At 48.5% G+C, this 20741-nt stretch carries 22 protein-coding genes; 8 read left to right on the top strand and 14 right to left on the bottom strand.

The genetic code is table 11. The features are described from left to right. Positions 1 to 5 precede the first annotated feature (5 nt). The 13 genes from FA954_RS06635 to FA954_RS13970 all read right to left on the bottom strand — a co-directional run bounded on the left by FA954_RS06635 (position 6) and on the right by FA954_RS13970 (position 13344). Positions 6 to 788: an undecaprenyl pyrophosphate synthase gene (locus tag FA954_RS06635; RefSeq protein WP_037997201.1), complete on the bottom strand. Its 783-nt coding sequence runs from the start codon at positions 786 to 788 to the stop codon at positions 6 to 8. A gap of 130 nt (positions 789 to 918) precedes the next feature. Then, positions 919 to 1473: a ribosome recycling factor gene (frr, locus tag FA954_RS06630; protein WP_037997203.1), complete on the bottom strand. Its 555-nt coding sequence runs from the start codon at positions 1471 to 1473 to the stop codon at positions 919 to 921. 4 nt (positions 1474 to 1477) lie between these two features. Next, the gene (gene pyrH / locus FA954_RS06625) at positions 1478 to 2203 is read right to left on the bottom strand and encodes a UMP kinase (protein WP_037997206.1); all 726 of its coding nucleotides are present in this window, start codon (positions 2201 to 2203) and stop codon (positions 1478 to 1480) included. A gap of 129 nt (positions 2204 to 2332) precedes the next feature. Beyond that, positions 2333 to 2986 (bottom strand): translation elongation factor Ts, encoded by a 654-nt coding sequence (gene tsf, locus FA954_RS06620; RefSeq protein ID WP_049720233.1) that lies wholly within the window; start codon positions 2984 to 2986, stop codon positions 2333 to 2335. A gap of 82 nt (positions 2987 to 3068) precedes the next feature. Next, positions 3069 to 3797 carry a 30S ribosomal protein S2 gene (rpsB, locus tag FA954_RS06615; protein ID WP_037997210.1) on the bottom strand — a complete coding sequence of 243 codons (729 nt, stop codon included), beginning with the start codon at positions 3795 to 3797 and terminating at the stop codon, positions 3069 to 3071. Positions 3798 to 3991: 194 nt separating this feature from the next. Further along, positions 3992 to 5404, bottom strand: coding sequence for an ATP-dependent protease ATPase subunit HslU (gene hslU, locus FA954_RS06610; RefSeq protein ID WP_138614940.1), 1413 nt, complete (start codon positions 5402 to 5404; stop codon positions 3992 to 3994). Next, positions 5404 to 5946 (bottom strand): ATP-dependent protease subunit HslV, encoded by a 543-nt coding sequence (gene hslV / locus FA954_RS06605; protein WP_037997217.1) that lies wholly within the window; start codon positions 5944 to 5946, stop codon positions 5404 to 5406. The genes hslU and hslV overlap by 1 nt, the downstream gene beginning before the upstream one ends. A 72-nt stretch (positions 5947 to 6018) precedes the next feature. Beyond that, positions 6019 to 7332, bottom strand: coding sequence for an FADH(2)-oxidizing methylenetetrahydrofolate--tRNA-(uracil(54)-C(5))-methyltransferase TrmFO (trmFO, locus tag FA954_RS06600; RefSeq protein ID WP_037997220.1), 1314 nt, complete (start codon positions 7330 to 7332; stop codon positions 6019 to 6021). An 18-nt stretch (positions 7333 to 7350) separates the two neighbouring features. Continuing rightward, positions 7351 to 9426, bottom strand: a complete 2076-nt coding sequence (topA, locus tag FA954_RS06595) for a type I DNA topoisomerase (protein WP_037997223.1) — start codon at positions 9424 to 9426, stop codon at positions 7351 to 7353. Between the two features lie 118 nt (positions 9427 to 9544). Then, positions 9545 to 10648 (bottom strand): DNA-processing protein DprA, encoded by a 1104-nt coding sequence (gene dprA, locus FA954_RS06590; protein ID WP_049720238.1) that lies wholly within the window; start codon positions 10646 to 10648, stop codon positions 9545 to 9547. A gap of 199 nt (positions 10649 to 10847) precedes the next feature. Then, entirely contained in the window at positions 10848 to 11750 is a 903-nt protein-coding gene (gene sucD, locus FA954_RS06585) for a succinate--CoA ligase subunit alpha (RefSeq protein WP_037997229.1), read from the bottom strand. Positions 11751 to 11791: 41 nt separating this feature from the next. Next, positions 11792 to 12952 (bottom strand): ADP-forming succinate--CoA ligase subunit beta, encoded by a 1161-nt coding sequence (gene sucC / locus FA954_RS06580; RefSeq protein ID WP_037997232.1) that lies wholly within the window; start codon positions 12950 to 12952, stop codon positions 11792 to 11794. Between the two features lie 257 nt (positions 12953 to 13209). Continuing rightward, entirely contained in the window at positions 13210 to 13344 is a 135-nt protein-coding gene (locus FA954_RS13970) for a hypothetical protein (RefSeq protein WP_255347202.1), read from the bottom strand. A gap of 199 nt (positions 13345 to 13543) precedes the next feature. Between FA954_RS13970 and FA954_RS06575 the strand changes: the two genes are divergently transcribed. From FA954_RS06575 to FA954_RS06545, 7 genes are all read left to right on the top strand, one after another. Further along, positions 13544 to 13972 (top strand): hypothetical protein, encoded by a 429-nt coding sequence (locus FA954_RS06575; protein WP_037997237.1) that lies wholly within the window; start codon positions 13544 to 13546, stop codon positions 13970 to 13972. 147 nt (positions 13973 to 14119) lie between these two features. Beyond that, positions 14120 to 14380, top strand: a complete 261-nt coding sequence (locus tag FA954_RS06570; protein WP_037997239.1) for a hypothetical protein — start codon at positions 14120 to 14122, stop codon at positions 14378 to 14380. Then, a complete protein-coding gene (locus tag FA954_RS06565; RefSeq protein WP_037997241.1) occupies positions 14367 to 14648 on the top strand; it encodes a hypothetical protein in 282 nt (93 codons plus the stop codon). The genes FA954_RS06570 and FA954_RS06565 overlap by 14 nt, the downstream gene beginning before the upstream one ends. 35 nt (positions 14649 to 14683) lie before the next feature. Next, positions 14684 to 15115 (top strand): hypothetical protein, encoded by a 432-nt coding sequence (locus FA954_RS06560; protein WP_037997244.1) that lies wholly within the window; start codon positions 14684 to 14686, stop codon positions 15113 to 15115. Between the two features lie 365 nt (positions 15116 to 15480). After that, positions 15481 to 15696 (top strand): hypothetical protein, encoded by a 216-nt coding sequence (locus tag FA954_RS06555; protein ID WP_037997249.1) that lies wholly within the window; start codon positions 15481 to 15483, stop codon positions 15694 to 15696. Positions 15697 to 15906: 210 nt separating this feature from the next. Then, on the top strand, positions 15907 to 17301 hold the full coding sequence (nhaC, locus tag FA954_RS06550) for a Na+/H+ antiporter NhaC (protein WP_121874241.1): 1395 nt from the start codon (positions 15907 to 15909) through the stop codon (positions 17299 to 17301). Between the two features lie 122 nt (positions 17302 to 17423). Next, a complete protein-coding gene (locus FA954_RS06545) occupies positions 17424 to 17771 on the top strand; it encodes a PH domain-containing protein (protein WP_170151242.1) in 348 nt (115 codons plus the stop codon). Positions 17772 to 17815: 44 nt separating this feature from the next. Here the strand turns inward: FA954_RS06545 and FA954_RS06540 are convergent, their stop codons facing one another. Next, positions 17816 to 19330 (bottom strand): coproporphyrinogen III oxidase, encoded by a 1515-nt coding sequence (locus tag FA954_RS06540; protein WP_037997309.1) that lies wholly within the window; start codon positions 19328 to 19330, stop codon positions 17816 to 17818. Positions 19331 to 19552: 222 nt separating this feature from the next. Here FA954_RS06540 and FA954_RS06535 point away from each other — a divergent pair, with 222 nt between their 5' ends. Beyond that, on the top strand, positions 19553 to 20506 hold the full coding sequence (locus tag FA954_RS06535) for a DPP IV N-terminal domain-containing protein (RefSeq protein WP_049720241.1): 954 nt from the start codon (positions 19553 to 19555) through the stop codon (positions 20504 to 20506). The last annotated feature ends 235 nt before the right edge of the window (positions 20507 to 20741 follow it).

The raw sequence follows: 20741 nt of genomic DNA, 5'->3' as shown, positions 1-20741 counted from the left end.
TCTATTTACACCGCCCCGAAGCGTCTTGAACGATGCTGGAAATCTTCGATCGCCTGGTAAAAACATTCCGACGAGAAATCAGGCCACAACACATCCGTAAACCACAACTCACTGTATGCAAGCTGCCATAACAAGAAGTTGCTCACCCGGATTTCACCACTTGTCCGGATAACCAGATCGGGATCCGGCAATCCTTTGGTCAACAGATACTCGCTCATCAATTCTTCATTGACTTCTCCTTTATCAATATGACCATTTTCAATGTCTTCTATAATCCGGTGAACAGCCTCTATGATCTCGCTTCTTGCCCCGTAGTTAATGGCAAAATTCAATATCAACCCGGTATTGTCTTTGGTTTTTTCCTCAAACTCCATCAACGCTTTTTGCGTATAATCCGGTGTCTTGCTGATCCCGCCCAAAATCCGGACCTTGACGTTTCGCTTCATCAACTCTTGCAAATCGGTTTTCAAAAACTCCATGGGCAGCTTCATCAGATACTCCACTTCGTCTTTGGGTCTTTTCCAGTTTTCCGTTGAGAAGGAGTAAAAGGTTAATACTTCAACCCCCAGATCATCGGCGGCCCGGATAATTTCGCGGATCCGTTTCATTCCCGCGGCATGACCGGCCGTGCGCGGCATTCCCCTTTTTTTGGCCCAGCGTCCGTTTCCGTCGGTGATAATCGCCACATGCTTGGGCATGGGCGCTTTTTTGATCTTTTCTAACAAATCTTCGGCGGATGAAGTTTCATTCCCCTTGGATCCCATCAAACGCTTCATGGATTTGATCATAGAACATTCCTCCGCAAATAGGTCTCAAAATATCTTAGGTACGAATCAACCTTTTTCCTCCAACAATTTCCTGATTTAGCCAGAAAACCCCCTCTGTGAAGAAGGGGTTTTCACCCGATGAGATCATTCCTCAGATTTCCAGAATTTCTTTCTCTTTGTCCGCAACCACATCATCCACTTTTTTAATATATTGATCCGTCAGTTTTTGGACTTCATCTTGGCCACGGCGCAGGGTGTCTTCCGGAATCTCCCCGTTTTTCTCCATTTTTTTCAATGTGTCGTTGGCATCACGACGGATGTTGCGAATCGCCACTTTGGCATCTTCGCCTGTTTTACGGACCAGTTTGACCAATTCGTTGCGCCGTTCTTCTGTCAAAGCCGGGATGGTGATGCGGATCACGGAACCGTCATTGTTGGGGTTCAACCCAAGCTCGGATTTTAAAATCCCGCGTTCAATTTCCGGCAATACCGATTTGTCCCACGGTTGGATCAGCAAGGTGCGGGGATCCGGAGTGGAAATATTGGCGACTTGGTTCACGGGCATTTCCGAACCGTAATATTCCACGACCACTTTATCCAACAATGAAGGATTGGCCCGTCCGGCACGAATTGAAACCAAATCTTTTTTTAAGACTTGCAGTGCCTTTTCCATCTTCTCCTGAGCTTGCTTTTTTACTTCATCCATATGCTTACACACTCCCTTTTACCAATGTTCCGATTTGCTCTCCCAAAAGCACACGCCGAATGTTTCCTTCTTCGGAGATATTAAAAACAATGAGCGGAATGTCGTTATCCATACACAAGGACGAAGCTGTGGAATCCATTACTTTCAAGCCTTTGTTCAAGATTTCCAGATAAGTCAGCGTATCATATTTTTTGGCGGTCGGCTCTTTCTTGGGATCTGCAGTGTAAACGCCATCCACATTGTTTTTGGCCATCAAAATGACTTCTGCTTCGATCTCAGCCGCTCTGAGCGCCGAGGTCGTATCCGTCGAGAAAAACGGATTGCCGTTTCCGCCGGCAAAGATCACAACCCGGCCTTTTTCCAAGTGGCGAATGGCGCGCCGGCGGATATACGGCTCGGCGACTTGTCGCATTTCAATGGCGGTTTGCACACGGGTCGGCACATCGATGCTTTCCAACGCATCTTGCAATGCCAACGAGTTCATCACCGTGGCGAGCATTCCCATGTAATCGGCAGTGGCCCGGTCAATTCCGCGGGATGATCCCTGAATGCCGCGCCAAATATTGCCGCCTCCCACAACCACAGCCACTTCCACACCGAGTTCGACCACTTCTTTGATTTGTTTGGCCAGCGATTGGATCACGTTAGCATCAATTCCATAACCCCGCTCTCCGGCCAAGGCTTCACCACTTAATTTTAAGATAACTCGCTTATATTTGGGAGTACTCATCGTTTTCCTCCGTTCGTACAAAATCAATCAATATAGATGAATTTTCCTTCAAATCATACAACTTGTCCAGTTTGTTCAAAGAACTTCTAAAAAAATGGGAACACCAAGTTCGTGTTCCCATGTAATTTGTCAACCTTTCTTGACTTGGGACATAACCTCTTCCGCAAAGTTATCTTCACGTTTTTCGAGACCTTCGCCCATTTCGTAACGCACAAAACGACGGATATTGATGTTTTCACCGATCTTGGCGATCATTTCTTTTACCAGTTGATCGATGGTTTTATCCGGGTCTTTGACAAAAGGTTGATCCAAAAGGCAAATGTCTTTGAAATGTTTTTGCAAACGTCCTTCCACCATTTTGTCAACAATGTGTTCCGGTTTGCCTTCTTGAAGCGCTTGTTGTTTTAAAATTTCCCGTTCTTTTTCCACAACGCTTTCCGGAATTTCTTCGCTGCGTACATATTGCGGATTCATTGCGGCAATTTGCATGGCGATATCCCGGACAAAGTTTTTAAAGTCTTCGTTTTTCGCAACGAAATCGGTTTCACAGTTCACTTCCACCAGAACACCGATCCGGCCTCCGGCATGTATGTAGGATTCAACAACCCCTTCCGCTGCGATGCGGTCTGATTTTTTGGCCGCTTTGGCGATTCCTTTTTCACGGAGATATTCGATCGCTTTTTCCATGTCTCCGTTGGTTTCGGTTAAAGCTTTTTTACAATCCATCATTCCCGCGCCTGTTTTTTGACGCAGTTCTTTTACTTGTTGTGCGCTGATTGCCATGAATGCTCCTCCTTTTTTGGTATAGCGTATAAAAAGAGGGGGCCGGCATGAGCCCTGTCATGCCACCCTCTTCATTTTCCGGTCAGGAAGCCGTTGTTGTTTCGCTCGGTTGCTGTTGTTGCTGTTGTTCCCCTTGTTTTCCTTCCAGAATGGCATCGGCGATTTTTCCGGTGAAAAGACGAACCGCACGGATGGCATCGTCGTTCCCCGGAATGACATAGTCGATTTCATCCGGATCACAGTTGGTATCCACAATGGCAATGATCGGGATGTTCAACTTGCGGGCTTCAGCAACCGCAATCCGTTCTTTGCGCGGATCAATCACAAAAATGGCATCCGGCAATTTTTTCATGTATTTGATCCCGCCAAGGAATTTTTCCAATTTTGCCTGCTCTTTTTTCAGCAGAACCACTTCTTTTTTCGGCAATACATCAAAGGTGCCGTCTTCTTCCATGCGTTCCAATTCATGAAGGCGTTCGATGCGTTTGCGGATGGTTTGGAAGTTCGTCAGGGTTCCTCCCAACCAACGGTGGTTGACATAAAACATGTTGGAACGGGTGGCTTCTTCTTTTACAGCTTCTTGTGCTTGTTTTTTCGTTCCAACAAACAAAATGTTTCCGTCATTTGCAGCCAGGTCACGAACGAAATTGTAAGCCTGCTCCATCATTTTCACGGTTTTTTGCAAATCAATGATATAAATGCCGTTGCGTTCCGTGAAAATGTACTTTTTCATTTTCGGGTTCCAACGACGTGTTTGATGACCGAAATGAACCCCAGCTTCCAATAATTGTTTCATTGATACAACTGCCATTTAAAAAATCCTCCTTATTGGTTATTCCTCCGCCAAAGTCATCGCAAGCAGAAACCACTTTCACATGGCACCACTGCCTGCTTTCCTTGACGTGTGTTTTACACCATTGATGAATATACCATATTCATCAAAGCCATCGCAAGAAAAAAACTCCCGTGACACGTCAATTCGAAAAAAACGCCGAATTTCCTTCTTTATAATATATACTGGCTCAAATCACGGTCTTTCACTATATCTTGCAATCGTTCTCTCACATATTCCGGTGTGATCTTGATTTCGCCGGCTCCGATTTCAGGCGCCTCAAAGGACAATTCCTCCAGCAACCGCTCCAAAACGGTGTGGAGACGGCGGGCTCCGATATTTTCCGTCGCGCTGTTCACTTCCGCCGACAAGCGGGCAATCTCACGGATGGCTTCATCGGTGAAGGTCACCCGGATGCCCTCTGTTTCCAACAACGCCGTGTACTGTTTGATCAGCGCGCTTTTGGGCTCGGTTAAAATCCTTACAAAATCATCGGCCGTCAAATCGCTCAGTTCGACACGGATCGGGAAGCGGCCCTGAAGTTCGGGAATCAGATCCGACGGTTTGGACACATGAAACGCCCCTGCGGCGATAAACAAAATGTGATCGGTTTTCACCGGCCCGTATTTGGTCATCACCGTCGAACCCTCCACGATCGGCAAAATGTCGCGCTGCACGCCTTCACGGGAGACATCCGGGCCATGTCCGTCCTTCCCGGCCACTTTATCAATTTCATCCAAAAAGATGATTCCCGATTGCTCCACCCGTTCCAAAGCTTCCTGGGTGACTTGGTCCATGTCGATTAATTTTTGCCCTTCCTGCTGGGTTAATATTTCGCGGGCCTCTTTCACCGTGACTCTCCGCTTTTTGGTTTTCTTCGGCATCAAATGCCCGAGCATCTCCTGCATGTTCATTCCCATTTGTTCCGCGCCGGTTCCGGCAAACATGTCAAACATGGCCGGAGCCTGCTCTTCCACTTCGATTTCGATCACGCGGTCTTCCAGTTCTCCGCGCAATAACTTCTCCTTGAGGATTCGCCGGTCTTCTTTCAGCTTGCTTTCATCCTGTTGCGTCTGACTGGCCGGGGGGGAGGATTGATTTTGTTGGAATAGAAACTCAATCGGATTTTTAAAAGTTGGCGCGGCCTTTTTGCCGGGGGCCAGAATTTCGACAATCCGGTCATTGGCCATGGCACGCGCCTCATTCTTCACACTTTCCAACTTTTCTTTTTTCACCATGCGAACCCCGGTCTCCACCAAATCGCGGACCATGGATTCCACATCCCGGCCGACATAACCCACTTCGGTGAATTTGGTGGCTTCCAGTTTGACGAAAGGCGCACCGACCAACTTCGCCAGCCTGCGGGCAATCTCGGTTTTTCCCACCCCTGTCGGGCCAATCATCAAAATGTTTTTGGGAACCACTTCATCTTTCAGTTCATCCGGCAACAGCGTGCGGCGGTAACGGTTCCGGAGAGCGATCGCAACGGCGCGTTTTGCTTCATTCTGCCCGATGATGTACTTATCCAATTCTGCAACAATTTGCCGGGGAGTCCATTTTTCTCGAGGGTTGTACACGGGCGCCATCATGAGACCTCCTCAACCAGAATTTGATTGTTGGTAAACACGCAAACTTCGCTGGCAATGGTTAATGCGGCTTCAGCCATTTCTTTTGCGGACAGATGGGGCGCATACCGTTTCAACGCCCTGCCGGCAGACAATGCAAAGCTTCCTCCCGAACCGATCGCCAACATCCCGTCATCCGGCTCGATCACTTCACCGGTACCGGAGATCAAAAACAATTTCTCCACGTTCATCACGATCATCATGGCTTCCAGTTTCCGCAAAACCTTATCGGAACGCCATTCCTTGGCCAGTTCCACCGCTGCCCTCGCCAGGTTCCCATGGTATTCTTCCAGCTTCCTTTCAAACTTCTCAAACAGCGTCATCGCATCCGCGACGGATCCGGCAAAACCGGCCACCACTTTTCCGTGATACAAGCGGCGCACTTTTTTCGCGCCGTGTTTCATGATCATTTGATTGCCAAAAGTCACCTGACCGTCTCCGGCCATGGCCGCTTTTCCTTCATGCTGTATGGCAAAGATGGTCGTTGCATGAAAATCTCCCAATCTTGGTTCCCCCTTTTTCCGGGCCAATCGAAATTTCCCGTCAATCATGCATGATCGTTTGAAAATGCCGCATCAAGAAGAGACGGGGACTTGTTTGCGAAATTCCTCAATACTTTCCAAAGCGCGTTCAGCGTATTTTTCCGCCCGCTCTTTCTTGTTGCGGATCCGTTTGGGCAAAGCTTCAAATAATCCGAAGTTTGCATTCATCGGCTGAAAATGTTTCGGATCGGTATGGGTGATATAATGAGCCAGGCTTCCAATGGCTGTCGTCCGGGGCGGAACCGTCAGTTCTTCCCCCTTTACCAGACGGGCGGCATTGATGCCCGCAATGAGACCGGACGCCGCCGACTCCACATAACCTTCCACTCCGGTCATTTGGCCGGCAAAGAACAGTTGGTCATTTTTCCTGAATTGATAGGTGGGAAGAAGAAGTTTGGGTGAATTGATAAATGTGTTCCGGTGCATCACCCCGTACCGGACGATCTCGGCATTTTCCAAACCGGGAATCATCCGGATGACTTCTTTTTGCGGCCCCCATTTCAAATGGGTTTGGAAGCCGACAATATTGTAAAGGGTGCCGGCACTGTTGTCCTGCCGCAGTTGCACGACGGCAAACGGCTGTTTTCCGGTCCGCGGATCGGTTAACCCGACCGGCTTCATGGGACCGAACAACAATGTTTTTTTCCCTCTTTTGGCGAGCACTTCAACCGGCATGCATCCCTCAAAGAAAATTTCTTTTTCAAAATCCTTCAAGGGCGCTGTCTCCGCTTGAATCAACGCCTCATAAAAACGGTCAAACTCTTCTTCCGTCATGGGACAGTTGATATAAGCGGCTTCCCCTTTATCATAACGGGACTGGACAAAAACTTTTTCCATATCGATTGAATCTTTTTCGACAATGGGAGCCGCTGCATCATAAAAGTACAAATATTCCTCGCCGGTCAAAGCCTTCAGTTTTTCCGACAGCGTCTTGGATGTGAGCGGACCGGTGGCGATCACGGTCGGCCCCTCGGGCAATTCGGTGATTTCTTCATGATAAATTTCAATGTTGGGATGGCGGGAAAGCGTTTGGGTGATTTCCTCCGAAAAACTTTCCCGGTCCACGGCAAGCGCTCCGCCGGCCGGAACCGCATGCCGGTCTGCCGCTTTCATCACAATGGAATGGAGGCGGCGCATTTCTTCTTTTAACACGCCCACCGCATTGGTCAACGATGCGCTTCTCAACGAGTTGCTGCACACCAATTCGGCAAATTGCCCCCCGCGATGGGCGGGTGTCATTTTCACGGGCCTCATTTCATACAATTTCACTTTGATTCCGCGCTCGGCGATTTGCCAAGCGGCTTCGCTTCCTGCCAACCCCGCTCCCACAACAGTCACTTGTGTCATCTTTTTACGTCCCCTCCGTCAATTTTTTTCTTCTTCATAATCACAAACGGTACAACGAATCATGGTCTGCTTTTTCTTTGCTTTTTTCTCCACCATCAGGTTCCCGCACTTCGGGCATGGACGGGGAACCGGCCGGTCCCACGAAACAAAATCGCATTCCGGGTATCGGCTGCATCCGTAAAACAGTCGGGATTTTTTGCTCTTCCGTTCAACGATTTCCCCTTCTTTGCATTTGGGGCACGGGACCCCGGTCGATTTGACAATCGGTTTGGTATTGCGGCAATCCGGAAAAGCGGAACAAGCCAAAAACTTCCCGTAGCGGCCGAACTTGTATACCATCGGGCTGCCACACTTTTCACAGACTTCCCCGGACACTTCGTCTTGGATTTCCACTTCTTCCATCTCTTTTTCCGCCACGGACAACTGTTTTTGAAACGGATGATAAAACCGGTCCAAAATTTCAATCCAATCGGCTTTTCCTTCCTCCACCTTGTCCAGGTCTTCTTCCAGATTGGCCGTAAACTCCACATTTAAGATTTCCGGGAAAAACTGCTGCATTAAATCAATCACAATTTCCCCCAGTTCGGAAGGAACAAAACGTTTATCTTCCAGAAGGACATATCCCCGTTTCTGGATGGTATCCAAAATCGGGGCGTAAGTACTCGGGCGCCCAATCCCTTTATCTTCCAGCTCTTTGACGAGGCTGGCTTCGGTATAACGGGGCGGAGGTTGGGTGAAATGTTGTTTGGGCTCAACGGACTTCCGCTTTAACACCTGCCCCTTGGCGAGCTCCGGCAAAAACTTGTCTTCTTCCTTTTTCTTCTGATCCTCGCCTTCCACATACACTTTCATAAATCCCGGGAACTTGACTTTGGATCCGCTTGCCTTAAACAACGCTTCCCCGACCCGAATATTTGCCGAAACCGCATCAAAAACGGCCGGCGCCATTTGAGAAGACACAAAACGGTCCCAAATCAATTTGTACAACCGGTATTGGTCCCGGGACAAATAACTTTTGATTTCTGACGGAACCCGGAAGACAGAGGTCGGACGAATCGCTTCGTGGGCATCTTGCGCGCCCGATTTCTGTTTGTGCGAGTGCGGTGTTTTCGGCAAGTATTCCGCTCCAAATGTTTCGGTGATGTATTCGCGCGCTTCGCTTTGGGCCGTTTTCGAAATCCGGGTGGAATCCGTCCGCATATAGGTGATCAGCCCCACCGTTCCTTGTTTGCCAATGTCCACCCCTTCATATAACTGCTGGGCGACCGCCATCGTCTTCTGGGCGCGAAAACCGAGCTTCCGGGCGGCTTCCTGCTGCAACGTGCTCGTGATAAACGGGCCGGCCGGATTTCGTCTGCGTTCGCTGGTTTTCACCTCTTCGACAACGAAGCGCTTTCCCTTGATTGCTTCAAGCAGTTGATCCACATCTTCTTTGGAACCCAACTTCGTTTTCTTTTTTCCGTAACCGTAAAATTTGGCTTCAAAAGGCTCTTCGCCGCTTAACAGAACGGCCGTCACGGTCCAGTACTCTTCTGGTTTGAACTCCCGGATTTCATTTTCCCGGTCGATGATCAACTTGACCGCCACCGATTGGACCCGTCCGGCACTCAAGCCTTTTTTCACCTTCTTCCACAACAGCGGGCTGATGTTATAACCCACCAGCCGATCCAAAATCCGCCTCGCCTGTTGGGCATTCACCAAGTCCATGTTGATTTCCCGGGGATGCTTGAATGCTTCTTTGACGGCTTGTTTGGTGATTTCATTGAAAACGACCCGGCATTTTTGCTCCAGCGGAACATTCAAACTGTGTGCCAGATGCCAGGCAATCGCTTCACCTTCCCGGTCCGGGTCCGCCGCCAGATAGACCTTTTCCACTTTTTTCTTGGCATCACGCAATTCTTTTAAGATATCCCCTTTTCCGCGGACGGTGATATATTTGGGTTCAAACTGTTTTTCCACATTGACGCCCATCTGGCTTTTGGGCAAATCCCGCACATGTCCCATGGAAGCTTTCACGATGTATTTGCTTCCCAAATATTTTTTTATGGTTTTGGCTTTAGCCGGTGATTCAACAATCACTAGTGAATCGGCCATCTATGGCCCTCCCCTCATTCTTGCCACTTCTCTTATTTGCACTCGTATTTGATACAATACCAAATTGTGACCAAAGTGTTCAACTTCCGGACACTTGGTTTGAAGATGCTTTGTTGCATCACTTGCGGATATACCGGGCTCCGGGAAGGGAGGCAATCACCTGCTTCATCTCCAAGGTGACCAGTGCCTGATGGATTTCTCCCGGAGCCCTTTGTTGATCAAACCGCTCCAACAACTGATTGATGTGGATTGGTTCATCCAACGGAATTTGTCCGTAGATTTGCTCTTCTATATCATTTAAGTCAATCGGACTCAAATTATGCAAACCGTCCGGAAGGGTGCCGGTCAAAGGGAGTCCCTCCAGCTCTTCCAGGATATCTGACGGCTGGCGCACGCATTTTGCCCCGTCCTGGATCAGTTTTAATGTTCCCTGGCTTTGGACGGAAGTCATCATCCCCGGAACCGCAAAAACTTCCCTTCCTTGCTCCATGCTGAACCCGGCAGTGATCAAAGACCCCGATTTTTCCGCAGCTTCCACCACCAGCGTTCCGTACGAAAGGCCGCTGATAATCCGGTTCCGTCTGGGAAAGACCCCGGGATGGGGCCGGGTGCCGGGAGGCATTTCGGAAATTACCGCCCCGTGCTCCACCAACTGCTCATAAAGCCGGCGATGATTTTTGGGATAAATGACATCCACCCCCGTCCCCAAAACGGCAATGGTTTTGCCTCCCACCCGCAGTGCGGACCGGTGTGCCTCTCCGTCGATTCCGTTGGCCATCCCGCTGACGATAGTCCACCCACGTTCCGCCAACGGCGTCACCAGCTCCCGCGTTGCCCGGAGTCCGTAAGGCGTCGGTTTTCTTGTTCCAACCACGGCAAGCGATTTTTGCGCCAACAAAGATGAATCCCCACGAATATATAACACCCACGGCGGTTGGGCAATCTCTTTCAACAAAGAAGGATAGGCCGGATCAAAAAACGTCACGGTCTGAATCTGCATTTTTCCCAGGTTTCGCATCACTTTTTCAACCAACGCGGAAGTTAATTCGCTTTTCACCTTCCTGATCACTATTTGCCTCACCTGGGACCGCGTCAACCGGTTCAATAAATCGTCCGGCACGGGCTCTTGCGGTTTCCATCCCGCTTGAATCAATGAATGAATGGTGTGCCATCCCACCGACTGAATGTGATCCAATGCGATCAGCCAAGAGTAAGCATGCAACGGCCAACACCTCTTTTGCAAGAAAATGAATATCTTCTTAAAGTCGACACCTGTGATGCGTTCAGGTCTTTTTTCCAATATTACAAAGTACCATTTCCCCGCCATTTCTCCTTCCGCCGGATCCTGATTTCCCCAAAAACCATCACTGCCGCGGCCCTTCCCAATAAAAAAAGGGAACCTAAAAGGTTCCCTTCATTCATCACTTTGCCGTCACTTCGTCCAACAACCCTTTTTCCTCCAAGACTTTCACAAGGGTTTCGCCGATGACAGCCGGTGTTTCCGCCACTTTTACGCCACAGCGTTCCAACGTGGCAATTTTTTCGGCAGCGGTTCCTTTTCCTCCGGAGATAATCGCACCCGCGTGTCCCATGCGTTTTCCGGGAGGTGCGGTTTGTCCGCCGATAAAGCCGACCACCGGTTTTGTCATATGGGCTTTGATCCATTCGGCCGCTTCTTCTTCTGCCGTACCGCCGATTTCCCCGATCATGATCACCGCTTTGGTGTCCGGATCTTCTTCAAAAGCTTTCAAACAATCAATGAAGTTTGTCCCGTTGATCGGATCGCCCCCGATGCCGACTGCCGTCGATTGGCCGATCCCGCGTGTGCTCAATTGATGGACGGCTTCATAGGTGAGCGTTCCGCTCCGCGATACGATCCCGACATGTCCGGGAACATGAATGTATCCCGGCATAATTCCGATTTTGCACTCGCCCGGAGTGATGACACCCGGACAGTTCGGGCCGATCAGGCGTGTCTTTTTCCCCTCCATGTACCGTCTTACTTTCACCATGTCCAATACCGGGATGCCTTCGGTGATGCACACGACCAACTCCAATCCGGCATCCACCGCTTCCATGATGGCATCGGCTGCAAAGGCCGGAGGCACATAAATCGCAGAAGCATTGGCCCCGGTCGCTTCCACGGCTTCCTGCACCGTGTTGAAAACGGGAACTCCTTCGATCTCCTGTCCCCCTTTCCCCGGGGTGACACCGCCGACCACTTGTGTCCCGTACTCAATCGCCTGTTTGGTATGAAACAATCCGGTTGACCCTGTAATTCCCTGGATGATCACTTTTGTATCCTTATTTACAAAAATACTCATCTAAAACTCCCACCTTTCTCGGGCGATCTGTCATCAAAATCTTACTTCACCAGTTCCACGATTTTTTGCGCGCCATCCGCCAAAGAATCGGCTGCTACAATTTCCAGGCCGGATTCCTGCAGGATTTTCTTGCCGAGTTCGACGTTGGTGCCTTCCAGACGAACCACCAACGGCCGGTCCAGTTTGATTTGTTTTGCCGCTTCCACCACTCCGCTGGCGATCACGTCACATTTCATGATTCCGCCGAAAATATTGACAAAGATTCCTTTGACATTTTCATCCGACAAAATAATTTTAAAAGCTTCCCGCACTTTGTCCGCGGTTGCGCCGCCCCCGACATCCAGGAAGTTGGCAGGTTCTCCGTTATAATGTTTGATGATGTCCATGGTGGCCATGGCTAAGCCGGCTCCATTCACCATGCAGCCGATATTTCCATCGAGTGCAATATAGTTCAGATCGTATTTGGAAGCTTCAACCTCTTTCGGATCTTCTTCATCCAAGTCGCGCATTTCTAAAATATCAGGATGGCGGAACAATGCATTCGAATCAAAATTCAATTTCGCGTCCAATGCCATGACACGTCCGTCTTTCGTTGTAATGAGCGGGTTGATTTCCGCCAGGGAACAATCATTGTCGACAAACGCCTGATAAAGGCCCAACATAAATTTTACCGCTTTATTGACTTTCTCTTGCGGGATGTTGATCGAATAAGCCAAACGGCGCGCTTGGAACGGCATCATTCCAACCGCCGGATCAATCACTTCCTTAAAGATTTTCTCCGGAGTTTTGGCGGCCACTTCTTCGATCTCGGTTCCTCCTTCTTCGGAAGCCATCATGACGACACGTTGGGTGGACCGGTCAATCACCACTCCAACATAATATTCTTTTTCAATTGGGAGTCCTTCTTCAATTAACAATCGTTTGACTTCTTTTCCTTCCGGACCGGTTTGATGGGTCACCAGCGTCTTCCCGAGCAATTCATCCGCATATTGACGGACTTCTTCCAAACTTTTGGCCAATTTCACGCCACCGGCTTTTCCGCGGCCCCCGGCATGAATTTGCGCTTTGACAACCCACAGGTCTCCTTCCAGCTTTTTCGCAGCTTCCACCGCTTCATCGGCTGTGAACGCGACAAAGCCGTTCGGAACCTGAACGCCATATTTTTTCAGGATTTGCTTTCCTTGATACTCATGAACATTCATTCCGCAATCCCCCAATCCTTGGTCATAACCACAAAAAACACGCCAAACCCTGGTTCATGATTTATGTATTCCATCCTTCTGTATCCCCTTACATAACCGGGTACCAGTCAGACAGAAAATCTTTTTTTAATGTTTGGCCACATTCTGAAGTATATCTCACGGTTTTGCTTTTGCCAACCGGGAGCAAACCGGGCACTTCCGGTTCCCGACAAAAAAACGAGAGGATTCCGCCTCAGACCCTCCCGTTTTTAAAAATTTTACCGCAATAAGTCAATCGCAGTTAAAATAATAAAGATCAATAAGAAAACCCCGGCGGCTCCCAATGCACCTTTCACGGCGTCAATAAAATCATTTTCCTGGTTACGGGGCGTTTCCTTGCCGGACGTGTTCATGGATTTCCCTCCTTCTCCCATTCCATTTTTCCCAATCATGGTCCCTTTCATAAATCCTTACGTTGGTATTATACTGTTGCCTGCCGGATTCTAGCAACCGCATTTCCGCAGGCCTTTTCTTCAAGCCAGTCCATTGTTTTAAGGCTCGTCCGTGTTTTAATATAAAAAGAGTACGATTTTAAAACAGGGGAGAAAATCATTGAACATCCGCTTTCAAACGCCTTATCAATATGTTTTCATCCATCAAGAAATCAAGCATTTGCTGCTGTTGTGGAAAAAAGAACGAAAAAGAGAAATCTATATTATTGAAGAAGAAAAAGAAGACGAAATGGTCTTGCGTTATCCGGGGGAAACCTACAGCGATTTGATTCTGCAAGAGTTGGAACCGCTTTTCTTCCAACGGCTGGAAGTGGAAGGAAGGACATTCCTGGCGGTTTTGGGCGCCACTTTCACCCATCAACAGCGAACCATGGCCATGTATTATGACCCGGATCATCCCGACAAATCCCTGTTCTTTTTTGAATATTCAGGGGAGGAAATCTTCGAAATCGCCGAAAACGAATATCCGGAAGTCGTACAAACATTTATGCGGGAATTTCCGGAATATTTCACGGAAACCCCCGGCTGATGAAAAGCCGCTTTCCGAATGGAAGGCGGCTTTATTTTCTACCAAGATACTAAACTATTTATAAAATATATAATCACCTTTTTGCGAGCAAATAATATACTATAGTAACTTCAAAGAATGCCAGTTGAAAACAAGGAGGTGTCGTCATTGAATGGCAACCGGAAACACCTCGATCAACTTTCGGGACAAATGGAACAAATCATGAGAATGAAAATATACAACTTATTGATCAAAAGTCTGGATGATGAAAAACTCCCCCCAAAACTGCAGAATTTAATCAATTTGGCAGAAGTGTTCCAACCAGGGACCAAAAACAAGATAAAGCAACTCATCCAACAAGATGTCTTGCACCGAAACAAATCGGCGCCCTCCCGGACGAGAGGAGGCGCAAACAATGACCTGTTATAGACGGCGAAAGAAACTCCGGAAAAGGAAGAAAAAACCGACTTTGTGCAGGCACTGCCGCAGACTGCTTCTGCTAAAAAACGTTTCCCCCCGCAAAAAACGAAGACGTCCGACACGCCCTTCCTCCGCAGACAGCTCCGTCAACAACGCCGCGACCATCGATGGCGCGATCAGCGGTCTGATTAATATCATCGTCCAAATCCCCGTCAATGTAGGTGATTCCACATCGTTGAATGAAAGTGACCAAAACTCGGTATCCAATGCCGTGTAAGTTCTGTGAACCCCATTGAAAGGAGGTGAAACAGGATGAGTAAAAACTCCTTTACCCCCGAAGAGTTGGAACAAATCCGCGCCATTTTGGACGAAGCCATCCGGGAAAATGTCCCGCAATCCCAACAAGTGGAAGCGCAACAAACCGCGATTGATTTTCTCAATTATATCCTGACTTTGCCCGGAGCCCTCACCGGATCTGCCAGAGTAGCCGTAGCGAATGCAACAGGCATCCTCATTGATTTCATCACGGCACTCGTCAACCTGTTGATGTCGATCCTCATCGGCAACGGAAACGGAGGAACGACAACCGGCGCATCCCTGATGCAATCCCTGGCTCCCAATCTGGTCAATGTCATCGCGAAAAAAGTTCCGGTGACGGAAGAACAAAAAAAGCAAATTGAACAGCAAATCAAACAACAATTCTCCTCCAAGCAATCCGCTGCGGATTCTGAAAAGAAAGAGTAATCCGAATCCAATGTGATCATTTTCCCTGAAAGGAGGTGCAAGGCTTATGCATTGCCATGCAAGAAAGAAAGTCGTGGTCGTTGTAGCCCGCCGCAGACGCCGCCGGTCCTTCAGCGCACGCGCATCCGTCAACAACGCTCCCCGGACCGGTGCACAAAGTGCCGGCTTGCTCAACCTGAACGTGCAAGTACCCATTAACTTAGGAGATGCTCAGGCCTTCAGCGGCGGCAGAGGTAACTCGACCAGCAATCTCCTCTGATGAATGATGCCGGGGGAGTTCATCTCCCCCTTCCCTTCCTGATTTGACATCCACTTCTCCCGACCCGTCTTTGTCCGGCAATCCTTGTGAAAGGGGGTGACGCGGTATGTCCTGCTGCACGAGAAGAAAGAAAGTTGTAGTGGTTGTGCCACACCGTCGCAGACGCCGCCGCGGCGGATGCCAAGCCCGGGTGAATAACGGAGCCACCACCGGAGCTCAAAGTGCCGGTCTCATCAACTTGAACCTGCAAATCCCGATTAACTTGGGAGATGCACAAACCATCTGCGGTGGAAGCGGCAACTCCACCAGCAACCTCTTATAACCAGCGCAACTGCGCTTCCATCCGACACGAGAGGGCAACCGCCCTCTTTTTTTTACGCGTGGATTTTGATGCAATATTTTTCGTTTCCACAAAAAAAAGACTTGGCTAAATGATCGTAACTAAATTTTATTTCTGAATTAATTTATTATAAACTAATAGATATTCCCCAAAAATCAACATTTATCCAAGGCGAAACAAAGGAGGAAGTTTATGAAGCATTCCAAGCAACAGGATATTCCGTTTCTTTGGGCATTGTTCCCGCTTCTGGTGATGATCGTCACCATGGCCGTTACGATCATCCGGTTTGAAGGAACCCCCCACATCCCGCTGATCGTCGGCACCATCACGGCCGGACTGGTCGCACACTTTCACGGCCATTCATGGAAGAATATGGAGGAAGGGATGTATCAAGGCATCCGCCTGGCTTTACCCGCCATGTTAATTATCATTCTGGTCGGACTGATCATCGCCACTTGGATCGGCGGGGGAATTATCGCCTCTTTGATTTATTACGGACTGAAGATCATGACCCCTTCCCTCTTTCTGGTCAGCATCTGTTTGATCTGTTGTGTCGTGTCCCTTGCGATCGGCAGTTCCTGGTCCACGATGGGGACCATCGGCGTCGCCGGCATGGGAATCGGGATCAGCATGGGCATTCCGGCCCCTTTCGTGGCGGGAGCCATCATATCCGGAGCCTATTTCGGCGATAAAATGTCCCCACTTTCCGATACAACCAATTTGGCTTCGGGGGTGACGGAAACCGATTTGTTCGAACATATCCGGCATATGTTTTACACCACCATTCCGGGACTTGTCATCGCGCTGTCCTTCTATTTTTTTGCAGGAATGCAGTTCAGCGCCCACAACATCCAGGATGGAAATATCCAGACCATGATTTCCACTTTGGAAAAACATTTTGTCATTTCGCCCTGGCTCTTATTGGTTCCCATGCTGGTCATTTTTCTGGTGGCCAAAAAAGTTCCGGCGTTGCCTGCTTTGGCGGTGGGGGTTTTGTCGGGATTCATCTGCCAGGTCTTTGTCCAGGGAGATCCGGCCGGCGATGCGATCCGGGCCATGTATGACGGCTACACCATTGAATCGGGACAGGCATGGGTCGATGAATTGTTTAACCGCGGCGGAATCGAGAGCATGATGTATACCGTCTCCCTGACCATTGTGGCCATGACATTCGGGGGAATCATGGAATCCACCGGCATGCAAAAAGCCCTTGTCAATCAAATCCTGAAATTGGCCAAATCGGCAAAAAGCCTGATTCCAACCACCATTCTTTCAAGCTTTGTCACCAATGTCACCGCCGCGGAACAATATATTTCCATTCTGCTTCCGAGCCGCATGTTTGCAAGCGCTTACAAAAAAAGAAACCTTCATTCCAAAAACCTGTCCCGTGCGCTGGAAGACGGGGGCACGGTCACATCCGCACTGGTGCCATGGAACACTTGCGGTGTTTTCATCACCTCCACCTTGGGCGTGAACACCTTTCAATATGCTCCCTACGCGATTTTCAATTATACAGTTCCCGTCATCGGGATCCTGTTGGCCGTCCTGGGTGTCAAAGTGGCCGGTTTAAACCGGAAAGAGGAATGAATCGCGGAAAACCCGAAGAGTCCGATCCATCTTAAAAAGGTGGATCTTTTTTTATCAGGCGTCGTACCGGTTGAAATGGAAAAATTCCGGCTATGATGAATGAAGGGGAGGATGCTGGAAAGATGGAAAAAAACCGTGTTGAAAATTCCGCAAAGCATTGGGAACAAATACAAAAATGGCTGTATGAGGGTGAAGAAACCATATATACTTACGGGTTGCTGCTCGATATGGTTGTCCTGACCACCCGGCGGATCGTCTTGATCGACCGGACCCTCTTCGGAAGGGAAAAAGGGATTCTTTCCATCCCGTATTCACGCATCGACAGCATCGGGCTGTATGTCAAAGGGTTCTGGAACCGCGCACATGTCTTGGAAATCAGGACCAAAGGGAAAACCTATGAATTGGAATTTAAACGGGGTACCGACTGCCAAGGGGTTTATCGTTGGCTTTCCTGTTTGATCTGCGAATGATTCAGAAGGCCAAAGAGGGCGGGACACCCTCTTCGCCTCCGCCATTAAAGGGAACCGGTTTGACCGTAGATTTCATCCAAGTGACGGATCTTTTGATCCAGATAGCGGGCAAAGGAATCAATATAGGCCTTGGGTTCTTTGGGATTGGAAAAACGCGTGATCCGTCCCGTATGCGGAGAAACGATTTTGCTGACGGCCCCGCATCCCAATCCGATGATCGTTTGCCGTTCTTCCATAATGATAATGTTGTACATATTTTCCTGCCCGGGCAATGCATACCCGACATTTTCCTGGTTTCCCAGGATATTTTTTTGCCTGTACAAATAGTACGGAACATATCCGGAGGCTTTGGCCCACTCCCGCGCCAACTTCACCATGGTTCTCGTTTCTTCGCGCCCGGCCACTTGATATTTGTCTTTGTTTTGCGTCATCACCGAACCTCTTTTGAAGGAAAGGGTGTGAACGGTCACCGATTCCGGTTTCAATTCCCCCATGGTCTTCAGGGTTTCCCGGAACGTTTGTATATCTTCTCCCGGGAGCCCGATGATCAAATCCATATTGATGTTTGTAAATCCTTTCTCCCGTGCGAGCCGGTATTTGTCCAAGGTTTCTTTCACTGTATGGTGCCGGCCGATCCATTTCAAGGTTTCCTCTTTGAAACTTTGCGGGTTAATGCTGATCCGGTCCACGTTCCAAGATTTCAAAAGATCCAGCATCGCTTCATCCAACGTGTCCGGCCGCCCGGCTTCCACATTCAACTCACGCACGTTTTCATAATGCGGGATGTGCTTTTTCAACAGCCGGAAGAGACCATCCATTTGCGGGACGGATATGGACGTCGGCGTCCCCCCGCCAAAGTAAATGGTGGTTACCTTCAACTGTTTTTCTTCCAACCACTTGCCAACCGCTTTGATTTCTTCATGAAGACCTGCCAAAAAATCTTCGACGGTTCCGTTTCTCCCTTGAATGGCATAAGCGGGAAATGTGCAATACGCGCATTTGGTCGGACAAAACGGGATGCCGATATATATGCTGACTTCCCGGTCCAGATCATATAAATCGGGCAAAACGCTTTTTTGGCGCCGGGCAATTTCCGCCAGAATCTCCGTCTTTTCCGGATGCAGCAAATAATCTTTTTGCAATTTTTGCGCCGCTTCTTCTTCGGAAAAGCCTTGTTGCAAAAATGAATGGAACAATTTGACCGGACGGATGCCCGTCAGGATCCCCCAAGGCTGATCAATTCCGGTCGCTTTTTCCATGACTTCCAAAAACACATATTTCACCGCTTGCCGGACCCGTTTCACATATTCCTTTCCTTCCACTTCCGCTTCCACTTCGCGTTGGTGAAAAGATTCATGGCATTGGCGGCTCTTTAAATCTTCGAGCCGGATGTTTACTTCCACCGGCTTTCCTTCATGGATGGAAAAAGCCAGAAAATAATCACCGTTTTGTTCTTCGTCCCTGTCGATGACACGGACTTTTTCAAAAAACAATTGAGCAATCAGTTCAATATCCCGAAAAAATTCCGGTTTGAGACCTGAAATCACGAACGTTTTCATGTTCATCCTGCATCCGGTTTCCGATGCATATCCTCCTTTTTCTTTCCAATTTCTTTACACAGTCTAGCGAATGCATAGACAGAAATCAAACAAAATTTTTCTCTATGAAAACAAAATGAAAATATGAGAAAAAATATTTGTAAATTTTGCAACAAACATCCGCAAACATAAAAAAATCCTTTATAATAATTTTTAAATGCGGTACCAGAAAGGAGAGAATCCATGAAAAAAATTTCCAAAAAAGTAACAGGGGTGATGGGGGCACTCATTCTTTCCACCTCTCTTGCTCTGCCGGTTTATGCCAATCAAGAAACACAACCCGGCACCATTTTGTTCAGTGGCGGTTTACATACGCAGAGCATTTATCAATTCAACCCTGAAACTTTGCAAACCAAACGGATCACTTCGGGAAATTCCGTCGATGTCTCTCCTTCCGGTGACATGATTACTTATATTAAGCATGACAGCGTCTATGTTGCCGACAGCAGCGGGAAAAACGCAGTCCGTCTCACCCGCAGCAAATTTCCCCATTTCGATTCTTCCCCACGCTTTTCTCCCGACGGGGAAAAAATTGTCTTTGCAAGGAGCGACGGAAACTTATACACCATCGAGTTGGAAACCAAAAAAGTGACACAGCTTACCGAAGCCGAAGACGGAGTCTTTCATTCCAGCCCGGACTGGTCTCCGGATGGGAAAAAAATCGTTTTCCATTCCACGGATAAAGACGGGAATACCGGCCTTTTCATCATGAACGCCGACGGCAGCCAGATTTCGCCTTTAACCGGCCAAAATGATCAGGAATCCTCTGAGTATTCCCCGCATTTTTCACCCGATGGAAAATCGGTTTTGTTTGAAAAAAGCCAAAACGGACAAACCGACATTTATGTCATGAATCTGGCCACCAAACAGGCCCGAAACATCACGGCGGATCTTGACAAAGCCGCTTCCGGGGCCGTTTGGTCGGAAGACGGGAAACAAATTTTGTTCACCATCAACGAAGAAAATGAAAAAGAGAAAGACTCCAGCTCTTTTTACATCATGAATAAAGACGGCTCCAACAAAAAGATGCTCCAAATGCAGGTCAAATATGCCACCCCTTCCGAATGGAAAACACTCAACGTGAGTGAACAGGAAGAAGGATTTTTGAAAAAAGTCAAAAACTTTTTGTTGGATTAAAAGCCCGCAAAGAACCCTGCATCCATGAACCATGCAGGGTTCTTTTTTTATGCCCCGGCTTTCTTTCTATTTGAATAATTTTCTATGTTAAAGAGAAAATAGAACACATGATTGCGTTCATCGTCACATCCCCGGCCGCTTTTGCCCAATACCCAATGATGCACGGGTTTAATCAATACAGATAAAGGTAATAACATATTTCGGGTCCGGACCACCCCGTCGGAAAGATCTCTGC

Origin of the sequence: Thermoactinomyces vulgaris (genome assembly GCF_005886755.1) — a bacterium.
GTDB classification, from domain to species: Bacteria; Bacillota; Bacilli; order Thermoactinomycetales; family Thermoactinomycetaceae; genus Thermoactinomyces; species Thermoactinomyces vulgaris.
Note: the sequence above shows the minus strand (reverse complement) of the source record. Positions and strands in the feature narration are given on the sequence as shown.

Bases quoted from the DNA above. Each gene is read 5' to 3' on its own strand.
- sucD (WP_037997229.1), bottom strand. From the start codon at position 11,750: ATGAGTATTTTTGTAAATAAGGATACAAAAGTGATCATCCAGGGAATT.
- topA (WP_037997223.1), bottom strand. From the start codon at position 9,426: ATGGCCGATTCACTAGTGATTGTTGAATCACCGGCTAAAGCCAAAACC.
- FA954_RS13970 (WP_255347202.1), bottom strand. From the start codon at position 13,344: ATGAACACGTCCGGCAAGGAAACGCCCCGTAACCAGGAAAATGATTTT.
- sucC (WP_037997232.1), bottom strand. From the start codon at position 12,952: ATGAATGTTCATGAGTATCAAGGAAAGCAAATCCTGAAAAAATATGGC.
- FA954_RS06635 (WP_037997201.1), bottom strand. From the start codon at position 788: ATGATCAAATCCATGAAGCGTTTGATGGGATCCAAGGGGAATGAAACT.
- FA954_RS06535 (WP_049720241.1), top strand. From the start codon at position 19,553: ATGAAAAAAATTTCCAAAAAAGTAACAGGGGTGATGGGGGCACTCATT.
- trmFO (WP_037997220.1), bottom strand. From the start codon at position 7,332: ATGACACAAGTGACTGTTGTGGGAGCGGGGTTGGCAGGAAGCGAAGCC.
- frr (WP_037997203.1), bottom strand. From the start codon at position 1,473: ATGGATGAAGTAAAAAAGCAAGCTCAGGAGAAGATGGAAAAGGCACTG.
- rpsB (WP_037997210.1), bottom strand. From the start codon at position 3,797: ATGGCAGTTGTATCAATGAAACAATTATTGGAAGCTGGGGTTCATTTC.
- nhaC (WP_121874241.1), top strand. From the start codon at position 15,907: ATGAAGCATTCCAAGCAACAGGATATTCCGTTTCTTTGGGCATTGTTC.
- FA954_RS06560 (WP_037997244.1), top strand. From the start codon at position 14,684: ATGAGTAAAAACTCCTTTACCCCCGAAGAGTTGGAACAAATCCGCGCC.
- tsf (WP_049720233.1), bottom strand. From the start codon at position 2,986: ATGGCAATCAGCGCACAACAAGTAAAAGAACTGCGTCAAAAAACAGGC.
- hslU (WP_138614940.1), bottom strand. From the start codon at position 5,404: ATGGCGCCCGTGTACAACCCTCGAGAAAAATGGACTCCCCGGCAAATT.
- FA954_RS06565 (WP_037997241.1), top strand. From the start codon at position 14,367: ATGACCTGTTATAGACGGCGAAAGAAACTCCGGAAAAGGAAGAAAAAA.
- pyrH (WP_037997206.1), bottom strand. From the start codon at position 2,203: ATGAGTACTCCCAAATATAAGCGAGTTATCTTAAAATTAAGTGGTGAA.
- FA954_RS06540 (WP_037997309.1), bottom strand. From the start codon at position 19,330: ATGAAAACGTTCGTGATTTCAGGTCTCAAACCGGAATTTTTTCGGGAT.
- FA954_RS06555 (WP_037997249.1), top strand. From the start codon at position 15,481: ATGTCCTGCTGCACGAGAAGAAAGAAAGTTGTAGTGGTTGTGCCACAC.
- FA954_RS06545 (WP_170151242.1), top strand. From the start codon at position 17,424: ATGGAAAAAAACCGTGTTGAAAATTCCGCAAAGCATTGGGAACAAATA.